The organism is Microbulbifer regidiadema (SeqCode) (assembly GCF_052467605.1).
The window spans coordinates 4,459,057-4,482,330 of the sequence record NZ_CP174316.1 but is presented as its reverse complement, the minus strand read 5'-3'; the positions used below and the strand labels follow the sequence as shown (position 1 = coordinate 4,482,330).

Sequence of the window (23,274 nt, the reverse complement as noted above, 5' to 3'; positions counted from 1 at the left end):
TATAGGAATTAGAATTCAAAAAAATAACCTATAATGGGAAATTAGTCTAAGAAATTTTATAAGCCTTGTGGCAAATAATTCAAAAAACATAAAGACTAATAGAGAGGCCAAAGCAGTCCGGGGGGGAGGTATGGCGGAGCTAGACGACGCACTTGTCGAGCAGCAATCAAGTGGTATCCATGCTAGCGATAGCAGTTACCCAATTTACGTAATTATCGGCACAGGTCCTGTAGGTGTGCGCTGCGCACAAAAGCTACTGGAGTTCTGTGATGAGGCTCAAATTGTAATCTATGGAGCAGAGACAGAGTCGCCCTACAACCGGGTTAAACTCTCACAATATTTATCCAGCCACGTAGAGCTGGAAGAGCTTGAAAACCCCATCCTCAGCCACAGTGATCACCGCCTTGCCGAATATATTGATCGCAAGATCGTCTCTATTAACCGCTCACAAAAAACCGTTACTGATGCCGATGGGAATATACAGCCCTACTCCAAGCTGATTATTGCTACCGGCTCAAACCCTATTATTCCAAAGATCCAGGGGGCGGATCTGCCGGGTGTTTACCCCTTTCGAAGCCTGCGCAACACCCAGGACCTGCTGGCTTTAAGGGAGCAAAATGCTGATGTTTGTGTTATCGGCGCAGGCGCTCTGGGCCTTGAAGCGGCAACCGCATTAAAGACCCCGAAAAATCATGTCACCCTGCAATCTCGAGGCCACTTGCTGAGCGGGCTCCTAGGTGAGGAGGGTGAAGCCTTCCTTAAATCCGCCCTCACTGCACTGGGTGTAGAATTAAAAATTACAGACACCCTGGTAGCTATCGAGGAAAATGCGAGCAAGCGCATACTCACTTTTGCCAGTGGTGAACAAATTTCTGTGGATGCTATTGTATTGTGCACAGGAATTAAGCCAGAAATTAGCCTGGCTGAGCAGTGCGGAATCTCCACCGAGCGCGGCATCGTGGTCAATGAATGGATGCAAACTTCCGACCCAGATATTTATGCAGTGGGGGAGTGCGCTGAGTTCGAGCAAAAAGTTTACCAGCTGGTCCGGCCGGGATACGAACAGGCAGAGAGTTGTTGCGCACATGTTCGCCGCAATCACGGCAGCGCACCGTCATCATCCCCCTACTCCGGCAGCTATAGCGACATCCAGCTAAAAATTGCCCACATCCCCTGCGGAATTATGGGGGAGGTAACTGCGAAGAACCTCGAGCAACAAGAGGGGGTGGAGAGCCATATCTACCGCAACCGCTTTAAGGGGACATATAGACGCCTATTTACCCAAGGCGAATATATCGTCGGGGCAACTTATATCGGCAGCTGGGATGAAGCCAATGAATTGCGCCAAGCCGTAGCGCAAAAACAAAAAATCTCTCTGCGCACACTCAAGCACTTTGACAGTGAAGGGCGGGTTTTTGCCAAAAAATCCGGCAATAGCATCAAAGATTTCCCCGATAGTTACCTAGTTTGCCAATGCAACTCTGTTACCAAAGGGGAATTGTGCAGAGCGATTTCCGCTGGCAAGCGCAATTTAAATGAGTTACAGCAGGCAACCACTGCTGGATCAGTGTGTGGTAGCTGCCGCCCACTAATGGCTGAACTCTTAGACGCACCAGTTCCAAACCTGGTCATGCGCCACTCAAAGGGAATACTGATTACCTCAATACTCTCATTGATTCTGATTACGCTAGCTTTCTTGATGCCTCCAGCTCCCGTTTCTTCCTCGGTGCAAACAGCACTTTTCTGGGAAAAACTCTGGTACGACAATTTTTGGAAGCAGGTTACCGGCTACACCATTTTGGCGATGTGCCTTTTCACCGCCGCTCTCAGTCTAAGAAAGCGCTGGAAAAAACTCAGCCTCGGTCATGTCGATCACTGGCGCTATGCACACAGTGTTACCGGCTTGATCGCTCTAATTGCGCTCGCAGTCCACTCGGGATTTCGCCTCGGTGAAAACCTGAACTTGGCATTGATGCTGGTATTTCTGACGGCAACCGCCACCGGCTCGCTCGTCGGTGTTTTTATGGCACGCAATCACCACTGGACTGATTTAAAGCTGCGCGAACACCGCAAGTGGTGGTCCCGCGTTCACTATGCCCTGCTCTGGGCTCTGCCAGCTCTCCTTGCCTACCATATTTTTGCGGTTTATTACTTCTAGATGAAATCTTATCAATTTAAATTCTGGCACTACGGCGTATTGCTGACGCTGATTATCGGCTCCGCCGTGGCGTACAACCTTAACGTCGACGATAAATCCGTATTTATCAGTGGGGATGCCACTCACGGTCACCACCAGATTGAGCTGGCTTGCACTTCCTGCCACACCGACGGCTTTGCCGGTGAGGATGCTATTCAGCAGGCCTGCCTGAACTGCCATGCCGAAGAGCTGGAGCTGGTAGATGACTCTCACCCCCGGCAAAAGTTTTTAGACCCGCGCAATGCGGTACTGCTGGAAACACTGGATGCCCGGCTATGCGTCAGCTGTCACACCGAGCACAAGCCGCAAATTACAGGAGAAATGGGCGTCACCTTAGCAGGCGATTTCTGCTTTCACTGTCACAGCGATATCGCCGAGGAGCGCAGCAGTCACAAAGATCTCGGTTTTGAGACCTGTGCGAGTGCGGGCTGCCACAACTATCACGATAACGGCTCGCTCTATGAGGATTTCCTTATCGCCCACGTTGACCAGCCCGATTTACTGGAAACTGCAAAGCTTCCCGCGCGTACAGCGGTTCAATCCTGGCTAAATGAAAACCCGGATAAAGCCCCCCTGCAAATTAGCCAGGCAGATATTAGCCAGGCAGACCATGCTGCGGAAATTACTGCCGCCTGGGCACAGAGTATTCACGCACAGACGGATGTGAACTGCAGCAGCTGCCACGCCGATGGGCAGATGCAGTTCAGCAGCGTAGAGATTGTCGAGCAATGTGCCAGCTGTCACAGCGAACAAAAAGAATCCTTCACCGAAGGCAAACACGGAATGCGTTTGTCCAGCAAGTTGGAAGAAGGATTTATTCAGCGGGTTGGGGCCATATCCCCGCAGCAGGCTCGCCTGCCGATGAATGCCAATGCAACGGATGAATTGAGCTGCATCAGCTGCCACGGCCCCCATGAAGTGGATATGCAATTTGCCGCTGTAGAGGCCTGCCTGGGGTGTCACAATGACGAGCACAGTCTCGCCTATCAGGACTCCCCCCACTTCAGCACCTGGCAAACAAACCCCGAGGGTGGCGTCAGCTGTGCCAGCTGCCACTTACCCCGGGAAACTCATGGTGAGCAGGTCGTGGTCAATCACAACCAAAACCACAACCTTCGCCCCAATGAAAAAATGATGCCCGTTTGCCTGAGCTGTCATGGAGCCGAGTTCTCCCTTGCCGCTCTCGCTGACAAAGCCCTGATCAATAGTAATTTCAAGCATAAACCCGCCGAGAAGCATGAGACTTTCGAGCTGATCCGCGAGCGTATTGCAAGGATTTCCAAAAGCAAAAACAAGCAACATCAATCCCAATAGGAGGGGAATAATATGCGTATCGTCACTTGTATTATCGCTGGGCTAGCCCTGCTCACAGGCTGTGAGAAGAACCAGGGAGTTGCACCAGAGCGAATGGCAGATGCCATCTTTGCGGTTATCGAGGCAGACCGGGCCAACTACACCAATAAAGTAGTAAACCGCCTGCAAAATGAGGAAAAAATTCTCGATGCCGACGAGCATTGGCAGGATAAAAAATTACTGCCACTTCCCGCGCAGATGATGCGTATGGGAGCAGAGCGCGTTGCCGAAAAGGACTCTGGATTTAATTATGCCCTGCTCTCCCTGTGGCCAATCAACAAGCAAAACAAGCCGCGCACCGAAATGGAGAAAGAGGGCTTACAGTACGTAATTGACAACCCGGGCAAGAATTTTTACGGCCGTGAAAAACTGGGAGGCACTGAGTACTTTACTGCGGTATATGCCGACGTAGGCGTATCACCTGCCTGCATCAGCTGTCACAATGACCACGTGGATACCCCGCGTACTGACTTTGAACTGGGCGACACCATGGGTGGCGTTGTTATTCGAATCCCGCTCTAATTAATCGATAGCCAAGCTCGGATTGTGGGATCGAGCAACTTACCCGATGAAGGTTGCTGCCTTAGAAGGGTGATGGACAAATGTAACCATCAGGGAATAACGATTAGATAGTATCAAAAGAGTGGCGGCCGAATTCATTTCGACCGCTCCCTCTTTCAAGCTGACTGGTTCTACTCCCGCTACTACCTCGCTGAAATCATTCAGACCAGTGGTCACCCGCTGTGGGCCTATTTCCGGGTCAGTCCAGTCTCCATTACGGTCCGCTTTTTCTTGGGCTTTGCTCCGCAAAGCACGCCTAGGCATTACTATATTAAGGTCAGATAACCACAGAGCAAATAATTCAAGCTGACCTCGTGCAGAGGGCAATGCCAGCGATAAAGTCAGCGCAACGGATCGATAAGTCCCTGCAATCCCTCGACTTTAATTTCCAGCGCCAATGCCATCAGCTGCCCCAAACGCCCCTCGGGAAACCCCTTTTTGGCAAACCAAAGTAAATACTCCTCAGGCAAGTCTATTAATAGACTCCCCGCGTATTTTCCAAATGGCATCTCAAGGCGGGCCAACGCCACCAAGTCCTGTTTATCAAACACTGCTATCCCCCCTAAATACCTGTAATGAAACTTCCGCTTTGGATTTGCTGGCAGTGTAAGCGGACCCTACACTGACTGCGACATTACTCGGCCTGCGCCGATCTTCGATACCTCAACTTTCCAGCAGCAGGGGTGCCTATGCATATCAAAGCTATCAAATATCTCAGCTTGGCCGCGATATTGACTGCGGGCCTTGGAGGTTCAGGCTGTGCCAATATGAGTGATACCGACCGCCGCATCGGCACTGGTGTCGGTATAGGTGCCGTAACAGGCGCCCTGATTAGTGGCGGGCGCCCCGGCGGTACTGCCACAGGTGCCGTGCTCGGTGCTGGAGCCGGCTACCTCTACGACAGGAATAAAAAACGCAGGGATTACTATCGCTATCGCGGCCGCTACTATCGTTATTAACTGATCGCTTTTATCCTTAAATAGCGCGAGGCACTCGCGCTATTTAACTCATTATCAGCGGGCCCGTGAATCTCCAACTCAGCAAGAGAAAATTTACAAAAGTTTCGTTTTTGTTTTTGCGCAGCGCTCGCAGCGATATTCAGTGACTAATTTCCCCTGCTTCACATCAAACTTGCGCTCAGTAACTACTTTCCACTTGTGAAAGCCCTCTCTACACAGAGTACTGCCCTTGTGCTTTTGCCAAGTAGTTTTTCTTTTAAAAGGAATCACATCTCCCATTAAGCCACCTCCCCTGCGGCATGCCCTGAAGCCCAGGCCCACTGAAAATTAAATCCACCGAGCCAACCGGTAACGTCGAGAACCTCACCGACAAAATAAAGCCCCGGCTGAGTTTTACACTCCATAGTTCGAGAAGAAACCTGTGCGGTATCGACCCCGCCCAAAGTCACCTCAGCGGTGCGATACCCCTCAGTGCCTGCCGGCATCAACTTCCAACTCTGCAGCTTGTCACCCAGCTGTTGTAATTCCACCTCCCCAAACTGCTTTAGGGGACGGCTGCTGATTTGTGCCCGCTGCAAGAAAAACTGTACCAGCTTTTTACTCCAAACTTCTGCCAGTACACTATGCAGGTGGCTATCCGGACTCCGCTGTCGACGCTGCAGCAACCACTCCGCCAAGTTTTTATCTGGCGCCAAATCAAATGTCACTGCCTCACCTTCACGCCAGTGACTGGAGATTTGTAAAACCGCAGGGCCACTTAGCCCCCGGTGAGTAAACAGCATCTGCTCGTGAAAACTGCCCTCAGCACAAGAGGCTGTCACCGAAAGAGAGGTACCGGGCAGGGTGCTCTGGCGCTCCAACTGGCGTTTATGCTGGGTAAACGGCACCAGTGCGGCTCGTGTCGGGACTATCTCCAGTCCAAACTGCTGGGCAATCTCATAGCCAAATCCACTCGCCCCCATGGTGGGGATAGAGAGACCGCCGGTAGCCACAACCAGGGACTCACAGGCAACCGTTCCCATACTGGTTTCGACCCGATACCCCTGCCCCACTGCTTTCACCTGGGTAATACTACAGCGAGTGCGGATTTGCGCCTTGGCCGCACGGCATTCCGCTAACAACAGGTCGACGATATCCCTGGATTTATTGTCACAAAAAAGCTGACCGAGGGTTTTCTCGTGGTAGGCAACCCCGTGCTTCTCAACCAGGGCAATAAAATCCCACTGGCTATAGCGGGCCAGAGCGGACTTACAAAAATGGGGATTATTACCGTAAAAATTCTCTGCCGTAGTGTAGAGATTGGTGAAATTACAGCGACCACCACCGGACATCAGAATTTTTTTGCCGACTTTATTGGCGTGATCCAATACCAGCACACTGCGCCCGCGCTGGCCCGCTGTGGCTGCGCACATCAGTCCCGCCGCCCCGGCGCCGATGACTAACACATCGACGCGATCGGGCAACTGACTGGAAGAAACCTCTGTCATAGATAAAAAATCGTACCGCAGTAAAACCGATAATCAGGTGCGGGGCAGAGTCACGCCGCGCTGCCCCTGGTATTTACCGCCGCGATCGGCATAGGACACATCACAGATTTCATCGGACTCGAAAAACAGCATCTGTGCCACACCCTCGTTGGCATAGATCTTTGCCGGCAGATTAGTGGTATTGGAGAACTCCAAAGTCACATGCCCTTCCCACTCCGGTTCCAGCGGCGTCACATTGACGATGATACCGCAGCGAGCATAAGTGGACTTACCCAGGCAAACCGTCAACACAGAGCGCGGAATGCGGAAATACTCCACTGTGCGCGCCAGAGCAAAGGAGTTTGGCGGGATAATGCAGTGATCGCCCTCCACATCCACAAAGCTGTTCTCATCAAAGGTCTTCGGATCAACCGTGGCTGAGTGAACATTGGTAAAGATCTTAAATTCACGGGCACAGCGCACGTCATAACCGTAGCTGGAAGTGCCGTAGGAGATGAGCCGGTCGCCATCGTCATTATGGCGTACCTGACCGGCCTCAAAAGGCTCAATCATGCCGTGCTGCTCTGCCATGCGGCGAATCCACTTGTCGGACTTGATACTCACTCCGTCCCCCTGAATAGAATAATTAGTGCTCAATTAAAGAGGCCGAATCATAGCCGGTTTGGGCTGTGCAAAAAAGTGGCAATCCAATGATTTCTCACTTGCTGCCACCAAATGAATACTGTATAAATCAACAGTACAACTGTATGCACGTACAGACTTAACCGGAGATATAGGCCAGATTCGGTCAAGATTGAGGGATGAAATCGTGGGTGTTGTAGAAAAATTTATAGAAAACGATCCGTTAGAGAGTCGACCCAGCTACCAGACAGCGGCAGAACTACTCCCCATAAGCGATATCTGGCCAGCGGCGAATGAGCCCCGACAGCAACATACCGGCATTGCCAGTGGCCACCCCAGCCTCGATACACTCCTCGCAAGTAGCGGTTGGCCCCGAGGGGCCAGTATAGAACTCTTGCTCGATCAGACAGGCATCGGCGAACTCACACTATTACTTCCGGCGCTGGCCAATCTCACTCAGAGCGGACAGATGGTCATACTGGTCAATCCCCCCTATATCCCCTACGCACCAGCACTGGCCAGCAGTGGTATCTGCCTGGAGAACCTGCTGATCCTACACCCCCGGGGCCTCAAGGATACGCTTTGGGCGATAGAGCAATCCCTGCAATCCGGTGGCTGTGGTGCCCTGCTCAGCTGGCAGGGACGCCTGTCCCCAGCTCACAAAGACCTCTGCCGCCTACAGCAGGCAGCGCGCAATGGCGACTGCCTGCACTTCCACTTTCGCCCCCAGAGTGAATCGACAACCCCCTCACCAGCACAGCTGCGGCTACAGCTCGAACCCGAAGAAACACAGCTGGCGCTGAAGCTCCTACAACAATCCGGCGGCCCCTATGGCCAACATCTCTACCTGGCGAGAGCGGCGCAACTGGCCTGCCGCGAGCAGCCACTGCACTAAATAGCCCCGGAGTAACCCGATGCTTTGGCTCTGTATTCAGTTCCCCAGGCTCCCTTTGGAAGTGCTGACCCGCGCACAACAACAAGGAGAGAAGGCCTCGCCTCAAGTAGTTGTTGAGAGACAGCTGGTAATTGACCGCAACACTGCTGCATCCCAGTGTGGCATAGAGGCCGGCCTCAGTATCACTACAGCCTTGACCCTCTGCGCGAATTTGCAGCTATTACAGCGCGACCCCCAGCGGGAACAACGAGAGCTGCAGCAACTGGCCCAATGGGGTTACAGTTTTACCCCACTGGTCTCGCCCCGGCCGGCAAGCCCTACAAGTCATAGTGAGAGCACAACGGCCCAGCTCTACCTGGAGCTTAGCCGCTGCCCGCACGCCAACGGCGGCATCAGGGCATTGCTGGAACAATTGGATTGCGAACTTGAGCAAATGGGGATTAATCACCTAATGGCACTGGGCCACAGCCCCAGTGCGGCCTATATGCTGAGCCAGCTAGCGGAGCACCGGCAGTGGCTCGCACAGACCAACACCCCGCCCAGCCCCCAGCAGTGGAGACAGTGGATCAACTCTGCCCCCAGTAAATTGCTCGATTGCGATAACAAAACCATCGCCAAGCTCTATGCCTGTGGCATCAAAAGAGTAAGCCAACTGCTGGCCAGCCCCCTCTCAGAGGTAGGCTCGCGTTTTGGGCACTCATTTGTGGACTACCTGGCACGCCTGAGTGGAAGCCGCCAAGACCCCGTCTGTCTCTATTCGCCACCAGTAGAGTTCCGCAGTGAACTATTTTTCCCCAGCCCCCTGGATAGTAACGAACAACTACTGTTCCCGATCGGGCGCCTGCTCAGAGAGCTCTGCTCACAGTTACAGCGACGTCAGCTTTACGCCCCACAATTGCACTGGTATATGGTTTTCGGTCAGAGTAAAGAGCACTTAATCAGCGTAGAAGTCTCCAGCCCACAACTCGACCTCCAGCATTTAATCGCCCTGACCAAACTACAACTGGAAAGCGTGACACTCGAGCAACCGATACAGTCTATCCGTTTAAGCTGTAATCACCTGCTTCCTCTAGAGCAGAAACTGCGGGATGAGGACTTTTTTAACCAAGGCAATCGAGTGCAGCGCAAGCGGCGACTTTTAGACAAATTAAAAGCCCGCCTCGGCCATCAAGCTCTCTCCGGGATCAGCCTAAAAGAGAGCGCTCTCCCGGAACAAGCCTGGCAAAATGCAGACGCCCTGATTATTAAAAATCATTCTCGGGGTCAACAAATTACACCCATCAAGGCACCACGCCCCAACTGGCTACTGCCCCGCCCCAGCAAATTGGAAAGTACTGAGGGGAAATTATTTTACCAGGGAGAGTTACAATTATTACAGGGGCCAGAGCGAGTTGATGGCCACTGGTGGCAACACGGACGTCATGGACGGAATTATTACATCGCAAAAAATGCGGGAGAGCAGTTCTACTGGGTTTTTCAGGATCTTACGACGCAGGAGTGGTTTTTGCATGGGGTTTATAGTTAGCAACACTTCGGACAGTTTTGAGGGGGAAATTGGGGGCGTGGTGCTGGAATCCATGGGCGGAGACTGAGAGAATAAGGTTTACGAAGTCTAATTAACGCAGTAACCGCCCATGGAAGACACAATTAAAACAGTTTTTGCCAAAATGTCCAGTGTTGGTAAGCCCCAGCAGAAATTTATGATGGCTCTATTGTCGGTACTGATGGTCTTTCGAGGCAAGGCGACCTATCTGAATCTGGCCAGATTCAGTACCTCAAGTGAGAAACGTTATCGACGCTGGTCACATAGATGCTTTGACTTTACCCAGTTTAACACCACATTATTTGCCAGCAAACTCCAAGAAAATCGTGAATGTGTCGCCGCTACTGATGCCAGTTTCATCAGTAAATCCGGCAAAAAGACTGATGGCGTAGGGTGGTTTTATAACGGCAGCGCTGGAGAATCACAACGCGGCCTTGAGATCTCTACGATCAGTGTCACCGACTTGAAGACAAATACTGCCTATGCCATAGATTCCCAGCAAACGATCGATGAAGAAGGGAAATCGAGGGTTGAACAATATGTGAGCCATGCTCTCAAAGTTCTACCGAAGTTGCTTGATCTTGGGATTAAATACCTTGTAGCAGACGCATTTTATAGCAAAAATTCATTTGTTAATCCAATTCTTCAGGAAGGAATGCATATCGTTGGAAAGTTACGGATTGATGCTAATTTGCAGTGGCTATACGAGGGGCAATACAACGGTCAGGGACGCCCTAAACGGTTTGACGGAAAAGTTGACCTTGAAGATTTATGCCGTTTTGATTTTGCTGGAATTTTTGATGCTCAAGTTAAAGTCTACACGAAGGTGGTGCGCACCAAATTTTTAAAACGCGCCATACGCGTGGTGCTGCTCAAGACTATCGATGAAGATAAAAAAGGAAGTGCGCTACTGTATTCTACAGATACGAATTTAGATGCAGTGAAATTGGTCTCGTACTACAAATCAAGATTTCAAATAGAGTTCTTATTCAGGGATGCGAAGCAATACACCGGATTAACTCACTGCCAATCCGTACGAAAGGAAGCCATAAACCTTCATGTTAATGCGTCGCTGACAGCGCTGAATTTGCTAAAATTTGAAGATCGCAGAGAGACGCAGACAGATGCATCTACAGTTATCTCAATCGCCAGCTGGAAGCGCCGCAAGTTCAACCAGCATCTGATGAATAGGGTTTTTAGCAGCTTAGGTCTGGACCGAAGCTGTGAAAAAGTCAGCTACATTTATGATCGCTACAGCGATTACGGGGCAATTGCGGCATAAAAGTGTCCGAAGTGTTGAGTTAGGCAAACCCCGGATAATTCCTCAAGAAGTCTAGCCTTCGAAGCTTTAAAAAATATTACGAAATCATTCGGAACTATAGAATCACAGGGTTAATGGCACTCGAAAAAGAAGAGATTAAATTACCTGACCCCACTGAAATTTCTCACAGGCAGGTGTGCCTCACCCATATTATCAACCTGGGATTTTACACTTAAAAAAACCTTTAAATCCATAATTACAGGCCTTTAGAATGAAAATTTATTCAATAAAACACACTAACCTTCCACACAGATCGGCATCCTCGAACTCAATCACCCTTAAGTATTTAGGTTATACATTTTCCCCCGCATCCAACTCAGAACAGTAAAAACCGATCGAGATTTCCATTCTGCGACCCCATAAAACCCTGGTTTCGTAAGGCTTAGCAGTCTTTCAGGACAGAATATTTCTCCGCTAGAGTCACATCATCACACTTTCCTCAGAAAATTGGTGAAGTACTTATAGACAGAAACAGGCAAAATTGATCGAAACCAATACTTTAAACCAATTGAGACGGAGAAGACTCCACGATAAATACTCAAAAAAAATAATCCAGAAAAATAAAATGGCCTTATCCAAAAACCATGAAAACTCAAATGCTTAACCTTAAAAGCCAGATCAGACCTATCTGTGAGAAAAATTTTATGCTTGTCATACCAGCTATTGACTGCCTGGAAGTCCTTCTTCAGTGAAAGCCTGCCAAAAACGTCACTATCATCCACGATAGTAAGCACATCCTCAAGCATTAAAAACTTCATACCCGAATTTTTTAGTCGAATCACATAATCAGTATCATCACCGTAACCTAAATTTACATCCCAAAGAACTTGAGATGCTAACGCTCGTGAAAAAACAATTCCTGGGGTAGAAAAAAAACCATCGTAGCAAAAAATATACTCTGAAAAATTAAAATCTGAAGAATACAAGTTTACTGGTGATACGGACTCAGAAAATGCGCGCCTAATCAAAACCCTAGAACAAACAACAAAACCAGAATCCATATGGCTGCGATAAAAGTCCAAAACATCAAACCTACCTACAACAAAAAAATCGTCCGAATCCAAATAACATATATAGCGACCCCTTGCTAATGATAAACCTTTATTTCTAGCCGCAGAGGCTCCTTGATTCTCCTGGAATATATAAATAAAATTATCCACGGTGATCGATTTTAAATATTCGGCGGTGCCATCCGAAGAACCATCATCAACAACTATGACTTCTAAATCTTCACGATTCTGATCCAAGCAAGACTGAATGGCCCGACCAATAGTACCAACCCTATTGAACGTAGGAATAATTATACTATAGCTATACACTTTTACGAAAACCTTCGACGGATTTTAAAATCCCATACCAATAATACAACAGACAATGGATAATATATTGAGTAACGGAACAGTAGTTTAGGCTCATCAAAAATACGGTATAGCCAGCGCAAGTCAAATTTATCGGCCCACTTAGGATAGTAGTTAACATTCGACCTTGACTGATGAAAAAAACCACCGCACGTAAATCCTGTCCCCCTCCATCCCGCATTCCTGAGCCCCAACAAGAATAACTCTTGCTTTGGCGACCCCATTCCGACAACTACTAGATCAGGTTTTTTTTTGCAGATATCATTAATGACAGCCGCTTGATCACTCTCGACCTCAAAAAAACCATGATGGAAACCAACCAACTCAAGATTAGGGAATACACTAAGGATACTATCTATAGCATCTGATATCGCCTCCTGAGTAGATCCAACAAAGTAAACTGCTTGCTTATTTTTCTCCGCATGTAAAAATACCTTAGGTGCAAGTGAGGTCATATCAAAACTCGACCTTTTAAAGCTTCCAACACCTATGATTCCCAAAAGAAAAACCAAGAGTTGACCGTCAATCAAAATTCGCCCCTCCACAAACCCCGACTTAAAAAACTCTCGCAACCTAAAGTATGAATACATATTGATAAATATATGGGTACAGCCCTCACTCCAAGTATCACCAATCTTACTGGAAATTTTCATATTGAACACCCAACAAAATAACACCTTCAAACAAGCAAGACCTCAACGCACAAAAAACAAAATCAATACGGATAAGTCAACTTAAAAACAACACGCTTGAAAAAAACTGATATTTTTCTTTTAATCTTTACAAAAGAAAACAACTTAAAATACATTCTGATCGAAATTGACCTCTGGCACATATATTTTATCATTAACAACTGGTGCCGTCTTTGATTTAAAGTCAACCTCTCTTTATGCTTTCTATAAAAGGCCAAATAACCAAACTTTTTCTCTGGATAAGCAGTAATTCTATCATCCCCACCTACATGTATATATTGCCCAGCACATTTAGCCTTCTCTGCTTGACCATACTTTTCAACCATCCTTAACCACATATCATAATCCTGGGCCGAGGTTAGGCTTTCATCGAAAAATCCAACATTCTTAAACTTCTCCAAAGAGGAGAACACCTGATTTCCTACATCATTCTGATATCTAATGCTAGACAGTGTTACAACTTCTGGCCTCGCCGTTGGCTTACGTGAACCATCTGAAAATATAAACACATCATCCGAATAAACAAAAGCAAGTTTTTCTGAGTAGGCCGAATGCAATCCAGATAACCGGCCGGGCAGCCACTCATCATCATCATCAACACCTGTAACATATTCACCCCAAGCCAGCTTTATAGCTAAATTCCTAGCAAAACAGGCTCCCATATTTTTACTCAATGCATAATATCGTAAATTTACATTTTTTCGAGAAAAACTCTCAAGTACACGCAAGCTATCATCTGAAGAACCATTATCCACAACAATAACTTCAAAACTTGGGTGACTTTGATTCAAAATAGAACTTAAGCAGCGAAAAAGTTTTCTTGCCCTATTACATGAGACCACATAAACAGAAACTTTATAATCTAAGGTTTTTACAAATGGCATAAAACTCACAACTAAAACCCAACCCCAATATAACCAATCAATATTTGACCAGTTAGACAATTAGAAAATGGAATATTTCACATTAGCTATAAAAACAAGACAGCCCCAACAAAAAGAAACTCTCCATAAATTACATACTTTAGACTCTTCAAAACCCCTAAAAAACCACTCGGCAGTAAAAAAAAACCCATAACAAAGTAGCATATAAAGAAATTAACTGAAAAACTACACAAAAGAGCCCAGCAAAGAGTTTCTATAGATCCAAACCAAATACCCACCCCCATAGACACACAATTTGTGAAACAGGAAAAAACACCAAGCTTGAAAAGCAAGTCGGGGCGGGCTGCCGCATGAAAAAATGAGCCACTTGAACTTAAAACAATCTGGACAGGCAACGAAAGTGCCAATATCTTTAGCACTGGAATAACCTCGCGCCACTGAGAACCCAGCACAACCGCCACCACAACATCAGCATATAGATAAACCCCAACTCCAACTATGATCGCCACCAAAGATAATTTTCTGACGTATAAATTATGAACATATTCAATTTTTTTTAAGTCATCCCTTGAGTTGGTGAGCACAGGTTGAATTGCGGGGTTCATTGCAAAGGTAATGAGCATTAAGGGGTAGCGCATTAACCCGTAAGCTCGCTCATACACCCCCAAGCCTGAAGCACCGAAGTACCTCCCCACTAAAAGGTTGTCCAGACTTCGAGAGAAAAAATTTGCAATATTAAACCCCATCTGATTACATGAAAACTTAAACAAAGATCTCACCAAATAAAACTCCCCCCCAAAGCGAGGCTCACCGACTTTTGACTTTAGGCAAGCCACCCAAAAAAAACAAAATTTCAAAACAGATAAAATAAAAAATCTAAATGCCAAAATTAAAATAGTATCAACAAATAAAAATAAGACAAAAACCAGCATTAAAGAAATTATTTCAGCCCAGAATTCACAATAAGCTATCGGCAAGAAAAAATGTTCCCTCTGCAAAATCGCCAATGGCACAACCGAAAGAGAACCAAAAAAAACAGATAGCGCTAATGGTATAGCCAATCGAGCATCAAAGCTCATCTCATACAGCAAGCCTACAAAAGGGTATATCAACCAAAAAACAACACCGACTGTTATGCCTGAAAAAAAAGTAAGCGTAAAAACCCCATCCCTAAGACCTAATGATATTTCCTTTTCATTAATTATAGCCGGTACAACACCCAATTCAGAAATTATTTGAAAGAAAAAAATAAAAACCTGCATTGCGGCAAAAACACCATACTCCTCTGGCGAAAACAATCTTGCCAGCGTCATTATCGATATCAATTGAGCGAGATAAACTAAATATCTTCCACCAATACTCTTGGGAAGAGCTTTAAGCAGAGCTCTCCAGGCATCATCTTTTTGCATTGCACCCCCAGTAAATTACACCTTGAAATATATCCCCAAGAGAAACTTCTCACGCACCCCTTAAAATTAACCGTTCTGATATATAGAATACAAAAGAGCTTCAGGTTAAAGCTGGAAAACACACCAGTATAATTAAATGAAAACCTAAAAAGCATTGCGCAAAAAACATCCCCCGATGAAACCAAAGGCTTCAGCTGTGTTTTATACACATATTTGAACCCTATTCAAAGCCTAATACAGAGGAATAGCCTAACTTCCCGACTGAAATCGCTTGAGCCTTACGGTAAATCTAGGGCCGTCCCTGGAGTAGAGCATATGCTGATTAGATAGTCGTCAGTATCCCTCGCGAGTTAGGTATCTGATCTTACCTACATTAGATGGCGTTGAAGCTCTCGATACCCTTGTAGAGCTTATCGGAGCAGTAATTTTCACTGGAGCATTTGTGTACAAAACTTAGGGCTTCAGTTACAAGCCGATCAAAACCGACGGCTTGCCCCCCATTTCTAATGGGGCAAAATAGCCACTCTCCCGGCAGAAAAGGCAATGGGATACCGCTGACAAATTTCCTCACCCCTCTAATAAAGCCTTTTTCTAGAATCTGGAGATACTGACTGCGTAGTCCCTTATGCTTTATTTTACAAGACTCAGACTGCTCGCTCGCCTCATGACAGCTGCTTTGCATATTCTACGGCAATTCATATGCCAGAATTGCTATGGGCTTGTCAAGTATTATTGGAGCACACGCACCTTCCTGTCAGGGCTAGGAGCCCCCTTTCGGACTAAAAATTAATTTTCATCTTAGCCTAACTTGGGAGGGGGCACTTTTCTACTTAGCTTAACCCTTTCGATAACCATCATTCTTATTCAACAACAAGTTGAACTGAAGCTTGAAGGGAAAAGGTGAGCGCTCCTGCTTGCCAATATATAGATGGCAAAATATATATAAAGATCATACCATATAACAGCTCTAGCCCGGAGGCCTGAAAAATTTATGCTATATGATATGAAACCCAGGTGGAGACCCCACCATCAGAGTAGCCTAGCTACATTATATCGAACAATCGATTTAGTAGTTATTTTAAGCTCTCTCTTTCTGTGTTGCGCATTACTTAATCATGAAGTAACAAAAAACTGGCTTTTTATTGGTTTTCTTAGCTCAACCTTATTTATTTTTTTTTCCGAATCGGTAAACTTATACCGATCCTGGAGAGTTGATACCTATACCCGCATGCTAGGGTTGACGCTTATTAGCTGGGGCCTTGTTTGCACATCTCTTCTTCTGATTACCTATTTCAGCAAAACAGGAGAAGCTTATTCTCGGCTGGTCATTGGGTTTTGGTTTCTAAGTACGGCCGCCTCCCTATCTCTATGGAGATACCTTTTAAGAGTTATACTTTTTCATATTCGCTCTCACAATCACAATACTCGCACAGGCGCCATTCTTGGCATTACCCAACCTGGCATACAATTAGCGGCTGACTTAGCAGAAGAATCTCACCATGGCATTCGAATCAAAGGGTTTTATAGCGCGCCTGAAGCAAGCTCATGTGACCAAAAATTAATTAGGAATAAAAATTTCAATGTCCTTGGGAGCGTTAATGATGCCGTTTCAGAGGCAAAGCTAGGGAAACTAGAATACATTTATATTGCTTTGTCCATGAAGGATGAAGATCAAATACAAAATATATTAAGATTATTTTCAGATACAACAGCAACTGTATACATCCTTCCAAACCTTTTTGTTCAAAGCTTTCTTCATTCGCGCTGGCATCAAGTAGGAGGCAGCAGTATACTAAGTATCTACGACACCCCAATCGAGGGTATCAACAGCTGGATTAAGCGCTCCGAAGATTTATTGCTAGGTTCTATTCTCCTAATTTTATTCTCACCTCTTATGGTGTTAATTGGACTAGCAATAAAAGCCACCTCAAATGGTCCGATTATCTTTAAACAGTTAAGGTACGGACTCGATGGCCGCCCCATAAGAGTATGGAAATTCCGCACAATGAGCACTCTAGAGAATGGGGCTCACGTTGTGCAAGCTCGCAAAAATGATCCTCGCGTAACCGCAATTGGACGCTTTTTGCGTAAAACTTCTCTTGATGAGCTACCGCAGCTCATTAACGTTATTCAGGGAAAAATGTCTATTGTCGGACCTCGACCACATGCAGTGGCTCATAATGAGCACTTCCGAAAGCTAATTGACGGCTATATGCTTCGACACAAAGTAAAACCGGGTATTACTGGTTGGGCACAAATCAATGGCTTTCGCGGTGAGACTGACACTACCGACAAGCTGCGCGCAAGAATTGAATGCGATCTTCATTATATTAACCACTGGTCAATCTGGCTAGACATCAGGGTATTGCTCTTAACTCTACCGACAGTTATAACAGCTAAAAATGCTTACTAGGGTGCTACAATTGGAGCCCCATTTAACCAGAATCTTGGTCCTCTGGAATCTATCGAGTTGTTTGACTGCTGACTCAGGTAATAGATAGACATAAAAATATATACAAATAGAATAATGAGAATTAACATACTGCTCAATATTCGTGTAAATACAGAAATTTTCAGCACTACTTCACCTTGGTGGCTAACGGGCGGTGTTAGCCACCATAGAATACCCATATACATAAGCATCAATGTTTGAGGGATAGGCATTACAATAATTCCACTGAGTAATGAATAGATCCCTGCACATATTGATGAAAGAAAAACCCCCTTTAACACCTGAGCTTTCTCTTCAGCTTCATGCTTAATAACTTTAAAGCATCGATGCAAAATTAGAGCAGCCAAATATATTAAACAGCAGGTTGCCACCCCCCCCCACTCATAGAGGAATTGAAGAATACTATTATGCGGGTGCCCTTCATATCTTATAAAATCTGTAAAGGCATAAGCTCCTGGCCCAGCCCCCAGTATTAAGTGAGCTGCCGACATATTCTCGACCAACTCCTGCCACATATAAATCCGACCGGAGCTATGTGTACGAAAAGGGGAATCCGCTCCTTGAACAAATTCGACATTCAAAATATATAGCAGCGCCCCGTAAAAAAAACACACAGCTAAAAAAACCAATAAAGCCCAAACTATATACCGCCTGCAGTTCCTTAAGAATAAAAAAGCAATGACGCCAGTAGCAAGCACAGATAACAGCAATCCACGCGCACCTCCCGAAAGAGCCAAAAATAAGTTTATGAAAAGCAGCACTACAGCAAGGCTTCCCCACCGGGGATGAAGTATAAACATCACTAAGCATGGGATAAAGAAAGCTTGGATTTGATTGAAAAACCTTATCGAGACCACAAATGGATAGAAAACACTTGGTCTAATAGAACCAGTCAAGTAAACGTCCAATACAAAGTAGATTGAAGACTTGAATATCAAACAGGAGTGAAGGAAGAGCAGTACAAATATAAGCTTTTCAACAAGAGCCGCCTTCTGGATATAATAGCCAGATAAAAAAATAGAAAATAAGAGCGCCCAGTGTAAACTTTCAAACAGTGACTGGGGAGTATTTTCCGAAAACAACGCTCCCATAAAGAGTAATATAAAGATTAGTATGAATATATTCTTACATGTCCGCGTATCGGAATTTTTAAACAGGTCACCCCAGGGATTTGTTACTGCAAGAATAAAGGAGAGCAGGGAAATGAGAACAATTTGCGATGATCGCTTAAAATCATATCCACTCATTTCAAGTGTTAAGGGTACTCCCAAGAGCCCTAACGAGAACAGAAACCAAAGAATAAAGCTAAAAAATAGAGTCCAAGAGATTATTTTATTTCTAGCTATAAAGTAATCAGCCCTAAAAGCTAAATGATTCATTCAAAAGGTTCGCTAAAAATGAAAAAACCGCTATATCTAGCGGTTTTTTCATTCAGATCAATTAAGTGTTGCGACACTCGGCAGGAACATATTTCATATTGTTGGTGCTAACACCCCCACATGCCCATGTAACTCCACTACCGGTCGAGGAGGATGTCGGGGTAATAGTAAATGAAACATCGTTGGCATTACTCGCCATAGTAACAGTAATAACTCCCGAGGCATCTGCACATGCCAGGCTAGCCACACTACCAACCGCAGATGTAAATGTATTTACACCAGTACAGTTACCAGAAGTAGCAATTGCACCACCATTATTGGCAATATTCTCAGAAATAGTCGCTTTCGCACCGGAGGCCAGGGTAAGGCCTTCAGAAACACGAGCACGAACTGTGTAATCTTGGTAAGCCGGAAGGGCAACTGCTGCCAAGATGCCGATAATCGCAACTACGATCATCAATTCAATAAGAGTAAAGCCCTGTTGCTTTTTCATTGTAACCGTCTCCATACAGACTATTGATAATAGTGAATCCCGTGAGGACATCGCTGAGTAATATACAAGCTTCATGCCAAAATTAACAAACATTTATTTCAGCTGCTTACCGCAACTATTTTATTAGTTACGCGACCACCTGCAGGGGTAGGCAAACAGCCTAAAACTGACATAACCTCCTCACACCTGACAAAAATTGTCACTCCCTGGCGTTTGACGGCCAGCTTGTAGACCTATCGCTAAGTGTTCAACTTGTTGGCTCATGTTCATTATTTCGCTATATTTCGCCTGATGCTCAAACATACATCTTAGGGGCTTCTGAATAATTTCATAACAGTTCTACGAGCTCTTGAAAGCTGCAGGTGTTGTGTGCAACTCGCCGCAAATGGCTGCAGCCTATACTGAAGTTGCAATCCGGCAGCAAGGCTTCCGAGTCATTCACATTCTAGAAGCTAGAAGCATCGAAGAGTTATACAATACCCCTAGATTTAAAGCTCAGCGCCTTAAGCAGAAGCACACAGTAACCTATATCCGGCAGTGTAACCAATGACAGTTTCTCCTCTTAGCGGCTTAGCCAAACGTTTGGTTGCCGATCAAATTTTCGACGAACCAACCGCTCTATCCGCAATTAAGGCGGCCCGCAGAGAGACTCAAAGCTTTGCCCAGCATATAGTGGAGGCCAAGCTAGTTAAAAGCTCAGAGCTTGCCCAAATTGCTTCGCAATCATTCGGCACGCCGCTATATGACCTTGGGAGCTATAATTTTGAGTTAATCCCCAAAGGCATTATCGACGAAAAGCTTATCAGTAAACACTTTGCTCTACCGCTGTATAAGAGGGGCAATAGGCTGTTTGTGGCGGTGGCAGATCCAACCAACCTTGCCGGCCTAGATGAGATAAACTTTAACACCGGACTAAGTACTGACCCCGTCATAGTAGAGGCCGATAAGCTGGCCAAGGCTATCGAAAGCTACCTGTCCCAAAGTGAAGATATGGGGGCAGGCCTTGATGGCATGGAAGACGAAGAACTCGACAGCCTTGATGTCGGCGAAAGCGATTCCGATCATCACAATGACGAAGAGCCCGGTGGAGATGAAGCACCTGTAGTCCGCTTTGTAAACAAGGTGCTTCTCGATGCGATACGCACTGGCGCTTCGGACATCCACTTCGAGCCTTATGAAAAATCCTACAGGGTGAGGTTTCGCACTGACGGGGTCCTACATGAGATCGCCAAACCCCCTATTCAGCTCGCCTCTCGACTTTCTGCGCGCCTCAAAGTGATGTCCAAGATGGATATCTCTGAGAAACGAGTGCCTCAGGATGGCCGCATCAAGATGAAGCTTTCCAAAACCAAGGCTATCGATTTTCGCGTTAATAGCCTGCCAACTCTGTGGGGGGAGAAAATTGTTCTACGTATTCTTGACCCCTCCTCCGCCAAGCTTGGAATCGATGCCCTGGGCTATGAGGATGAGCAAAAGCAAATCTATATGGACGCCCTGGCCCAGCCGCAGGGAATGATTCTGGTTACAGGTCCTACCGGGTCCGGGAAAACGGTCTCTCTGTATACCGGGCTCAATATTCTCAATACCCCGGAGCGCAATATCTCCACTGCTGAAGACCCGGTAGAAATCAATCTGGAGGGAATTAACCAGGTCAATGTTTCTGCGAAGGTCGGCCTCAACTTTGCCGAGGCCCTGCGCTCATTCCTTCGACAAGACCCGGATATTGTTATGGTGGGAGAAATCCGGGACCTAGAGACGGCCGAAATCGCCATTAAGGCGGCGCAAACCGGCCACTTGGTGCTATCAACCCTACATACAAACTCAGCACCGGAAACCCTGACCCGCCTAATGAATATGGGCGTTCCCACTTTTAATATTGCCACCTCTGTGAGTGTGATTATTGCACAGCGCCTAGCTCGAAGACTGTGCAATGAATGTAAAAAGCCGATTACACTCCCTCCTGAAGTATTAGAGGCCGAAGGTTTCTCAATGGTCACAATCCCCACAAGTGACTGGAGCATTTTTCAACCAGTGGGCTGCGAACACTGCTCTAAAGGCTATAAAGGGCGCGTAGGTGTGTATGAAGTGGTTCGCATTACTAACGGCATCTCCAGAATTATAATGGAGGGCGGCAACTCCATTCAAATTGCCGACCAAGCGCGAGAAGAGGGCTTTAATAACCTGAGAATATCCGCCCTACGCAAAGTCGTGATGGGGGTTACCAGCCTGGAAGAGGCCAACAGGGTGACCAAGGACTAACAGCTGGCTGAGAAACTAAAATTCAGGGGCTCGCTGAATTCGGCATATAGCGAAAAATATCAGGCTCAACCCAAGCCTGAAGAAATGAGCTGTATGCTCTAACATGTTAGCGACAACCAACGTGAAGAATAGAGTATTAACTCTTGTATTTTAGAGAACTATATGCAAGGGATAGAAAGCAGGAAGAGCAGATATGGCTAGTACCACAGCAGTTGAGTACATCTATAAGGGTGTGGATAGCAAAGGGGCTAAAGTTCAAGGCGAGATCAGCGGCACTAGCCCCGCCCTAGTTAAAGCCCAGCTGCGTAAGCAGGGCATTATTGCCAACCGTGTTCAAAAGAAGCCCAAACCCCTGTTTGGAGGCGGAAAGAAAAAAGTAAAGCCCGCTGATATTGCACTTTTCACTCGCCAAATGGCTACCATGATGAAAGCGGGTGTCCCCTTGGTGCAAAGTTTTGATATTGTTGCAGACGGCCTGGATAATCAGGGGGTTAAAGAATTAATCTTTAAAATTCGCGATGAAGTTTCCTCTGGCACTGCATTTGCTGATGCTTTACGCAAGCACCCGCTCTATTTTGATGATCTATTTTGTAACTTAGTTGCCTCAGGTGAGCAATCAGGCGCTCTTGAGACCATGCTGGATAGGATTGCCACTTATAAAGAAAAAACAGAATCTCTGAAGGCAAAAATTAAAAAAGCTATGACCTATCCCATTGCAGTGATTGTAGTGGCAATAGTCGTAACTTCAATTTTGCTGGTCAAGGTTGTTCCACAATTTGCAGAGACATTCTCCAGTTTTGGGGCTGATCTCCCTGCATTTACTCAGTTAGTAGTCGGCATGTCGGAGTGGATGCAAGCCAACTGGTTTATTGCGCTAATAACTGTAATCCTCGGTATCGGGGGCACTATTGAAGCAAAAAAACGCAACAAAAAAGTGGCTGAATTTTTTGACCGACTGATCCTAAAACTACCGATTTTGGGGCTCATTACCTACAACTCAATCTCAGCTAGGTTTGCACGAACGCTCTCCACTACATTTGCCGCAGGGGTCCCCCTTATCGATGCCCTGAAATCAGTGGCGGGCGCCACCGGTAATAGCCTTTACGAAGAGGCAACACTTAAAATCCGAGATTCAGTCGCTACCGGTATCCCCCTCAATGCTGCCCTGCGCTCTTCAGGACTTTACCCAACTATGCTGGTACAAATGGCAGCTATTGGTGAGGAGTCCGGCGCCCTAGATGAAATGCTTGGTAAGGCCGCTGATTATTATGAAGAAGCTGTAGACAACCTAGTTGACAATCTCACCACACTTATGGAACCACTGATTATGGCTGTACTGGGTATCCTGGTAGGCGGCCTAATGATCGCCATGTACCTACCGATCTTCCAGCTGGGTCAGGTTGTTTAAAAA

The 23,274-nt window shown here is 46.4% G+C and carries 20 protein-coding genes; 10 read left to right on the top strand and 10 right to left on the bottom strand.

The window, feature by feature from the left end:
- Window positions 1–130: 130 nt before the first annotated feature.
- The 3 genes from ACJJIF_RS20255 to ACJJIF_RS20245 are packed head-to-tail and all read left to right on the top strand — an operon-like array spanning window position 131 to window position 4,072.
- On the top strand, window positions 131–2,158 hold the full coding sequence (locus ACJJIF_RS20255; protein WP_444930071.1) for an FAD-dependent oxidoreductase: 2,028 nt from the start codon (window positions 131–133) through the stop codon (window positions 2,156–2,158).
- A complete protein-coding gene (locus tag ACJJIF_RS20250; protein ID WP_444930070.1) occupies window positions 2,159–3,511 on the top strand; it encodes a cytochrome c3 family protein in 1,353 nt (450 codons plus the stop codon).
- A 12-nt stretch (window positions 3,512–3,523) separates the two neighbouring features.
- The gene (locus tag ACJJIF_RS20245) at window positions 3,524–4,072 is read left to right on the top strand and encodes a Tll0287-like domain-containing protein (protein ID WP_444930069.1); all 549 of its coding nucleotides are present in this window, start codon (window positions 3,524–3,526) and stop codon (window positions 4,070–4,072) included.
- 380 nt (window positions 4,073–4,452) lie between these two features.
- Here the strand turns inward: ACJJIF_RS20245 and ACJJIF_RS20240 are convergent, their stop codons facing one another.
- Window positions 4,453–4,662, bottom strand: a complete 210-nt coding sequence (locus tag ACJJIF_RS20240; protein WP_444930068.1) for a DUF3820 family protein — start codon at window positions 4,660–4,662, stop codon at window positions 4,453–4,455.
- Between the two features lie 138 nt (window positions 4,663–4,800).
- Here ACJJIF_RS20240 and ACJJIF_RS20235 point away from each other — a divergent pair, with 138 nt between their 5' ends.
- Window positions 4,801–5,070 (top strand): YMGG-like glycine zipper-containing protein, encoded by a 270-nt coding sequence (locus ACJJIF_RS20235; RefSeq protein WP_444930067.1) that lies wholly within the window; start codon window positions 4,801–4,803, stop codon window positions 5,068–5,070.
- A gap of 93 nt (window positions 5,071–5,163) precedes the next feature.
- Here ACJJIF_RS20235 and ACJJIF_RS20230 read toward each other — a convergent pair whose 3' ends face one another.
- The 3 genes from ACJJIF_RS20230 to dcd are packed head-to-tail and all read right to left on the bottom strand — an operon-like array spanning window position 5,164 to window position 7,160.
- The gene (locus ACJJIF_RS20230) at window positions 5,164–5,349 is read right to left on the bottom strand and encodes a hypothetical protein (RefSeq protein WP_444930066.1); all 186 of its coding nucleotides are present in this window, start codon (window positions 5,347–5,349) and stop codon (window positions 5,164–5,166) included.
- Window positions 5,349–6,557 (bottom strand): BaiN/RdsA family NAD(P)/FAD-dependent oxidoreductase, encoded by a 1,209-nt coding sequence (locus ACJJIF_RS20225; protein ID WP_444930065.1) that lies wholly within the window; start codon window positions 6,555–6,557, stop codon window positions 5,349–5,351. The genes ACJJIF_RS20230 and ACJJIF_RS20225 overlap by 1 nt, the downstream gene beginning before the upstream one ends.
- A gap of 33 nt (window positions 6,558–6,590) precedes the next feature.
- Window positions 6,591–7,160 (bottom strand): dCTP deaminase, encoded by a 570-nt coding sequence (dcd, locus tag ACJJIF_RS20220; RefSeq protein ID WP_444930064.1) that lies wholly within the window; start codon window positions 7,158–7,160, stop codon window positions 6,591–6,593.
- A 205-nt stretch (window positions 7,161–7,365) separates the two neighbouring features.
- On the opposite strand from dcd, the gene imuA reads away from it, so the two are divergent.
- The 3 genes from imuA (at window position 7,366) to ACJJIF_RS20205 (ending at window position 10,898) form a co-directional block, all read left to right on the top strand.
- Window positions 7,366–8,073, top strand: coding sequence for a translesion DNA synthesis-associated protein ImuA (gene imuA, locus ACJJIF_RS20215; RefSeq protein WP_444930063.1), 708 nt, complete (start codon window positions 7,366–7,368; stop codon window positions 8,071–8,073).
- A gap of 19 nt (window positions 8,074–8,092) precedes the next feature.
- On the top strand, window positions 8,093–9,598 hold the full coding sequence (locus tag ACJJIF_RS20210) for a Y-family DNA polymerase (protein ID WP_444930062.1): 1,506 nt from the start codon (window positions 8,093–8,095) through the stop codon (window positions 9,596–9,598).
- Between the two features lie 109 nt (window positions 9,599–9,707).
- Entirely contained in the window at window positions 9,708–10,898 is a 1,191-nt protein-coding gene (locus ACJJIF_RS20205) for a transposase (RefSeq protein WP_444930061.1), read from the top strand.
- A 467-nt stretch (window positions 10,899–11,365) separates the two neighbouring features.
- Here ACJJIF_RS20205 and ACJJIF_RS20200 read toward each other — a convergent pair whose 3' ends face one another.
- From ACJJIF_RS20200 to ACJJIF_RS20185, 4 genes are all read right to left on the bottom strand, one after another.
- Window positions 11,366–12,256, bottom strand: a complete 891-nt coding sequence (locus tag ACJJIF_RS20200) for a glycosyltransferase family 2 protein (RefSeq protein WP_444930060.1) — start codon at window positions 12,254–12,256, stop codon at window positions 11,366–11,368.
- 2 nt (window positions 12,257–12,258) lie between these two features.
- A complete protein-coding gene (locus ACJJIF_RS20195; protein WP_444930059.1) occupies window positions 12,259–12,948 on the bottom strand; it encodes a WecB/TagA/CpsF family glycosyltransferase in 690 nt (229 codons plus the stop codon).
- Window positions 12,949–13,010: 62 nt separating this feature from the next.
- A complete protein-coding gene (locus tag ACJJIF_RS20190; RefSeq protein WP_444932388.1) occupies window positions 13,011–13,871 on the bottom strand; it encodes a glycosyltransferase in 861 nt (286 codons plus the stop codon).
- Between the two features lie 86 nt (window positions 13,872–13,957).
- The gene (locus tag ACJJIF_RS20185) at window positions 13,958–15,280 is read right to left on the bottom strand and encodes an oligosaccharide flippase family protein (protein ID WP_444930058.1); all 1,323 of its coding nucleotides are present in this window, start codon (window positions 15,278–15,280) and stop codon (window positions 13,958–13,960) included.
- A 991-nt stretch (window positions 15,281–16,271) separates the two neighbouring features.
- Between ACJJIF_RS20185 and ACJJIF_RS20180 the strand changes: the two genes are divergently transcribed.
- Complete coding sequence (locus ACJJIF_RS20180) at window positions 16,272–17,693, top strand: undecaprenyl-phosphate glucose phosphotransferase (RefSeq protein ID WP_444930057.1); 1,422 nt, start codon at window positions 16,272–16,274, stop codon at window positions 17,691–17,693.
- Here the strand turns inward: ACJJIF_RS20180 and ACJJIF_RS20175 are convergent.
- Both ACJJIF_RS20175 and ACJJIF_RS20170 read right to left on the bottom strand, forming a co-directional pair.
- A complete protein-coding gene (locus ACJJIF_RS20175) occupies window positions 17,690–19,111 on the bottom strand; it encodes an O-antigen ligase family protein (protein WP_444930056.1) in 1,422 nt (473 codons plus the stop codon). The genes ACJJIF_RS20180 and ACJJIF_RS20175 overlap by 4 nt on opposite strands.
- 61 nt (window positions 19,112–19,172) lie before the next feature.
- The gene (locus ACJJIF_RS20170; RefSeq protein ID WP_444930055.1) at window positions 19,173–19,604 is read right to left on the bottom strand and encodes a pilin; all 432 of its coding nucleotides are present in this window, start codon (window positions 19,602–19,604) and stop codon (window positions 19,173–19,175) included.
- Between the two features lie 546 nt (window positions 19,605–20,150).
- Here ACJJIF_RS20170 and pilB point away from each other — a divergent pair.
- Both pilB and ACJJIF_RS20160 read left to right on the top strand, forming a co-directional pair.
- Entirely contained in the window at window positions 20,151–21,863 is a 1,713-nt protein-coding gene (gene pilB, locus ACJJIF_RS20165; RefSeq protein WP_444930054.1) for a type IV-A pilus assembly ATPase PilB, read from the top strand.
- Window positions 21,864–22,056: 193 nt separating this feature from the next.
- Window positions 22,057–23,271, top strand: a complete 1,215-nt coding sequence (locus ACJJIF_RS20160) for a type II secretion system F family protein (protein ID WP_444930053.1) — start codon at window positions 22,057–22,059, stop codon at window positions 23,269–23,271.
- Window positions 23,272–23,274 lie beyond the last annotated feature (3 nt).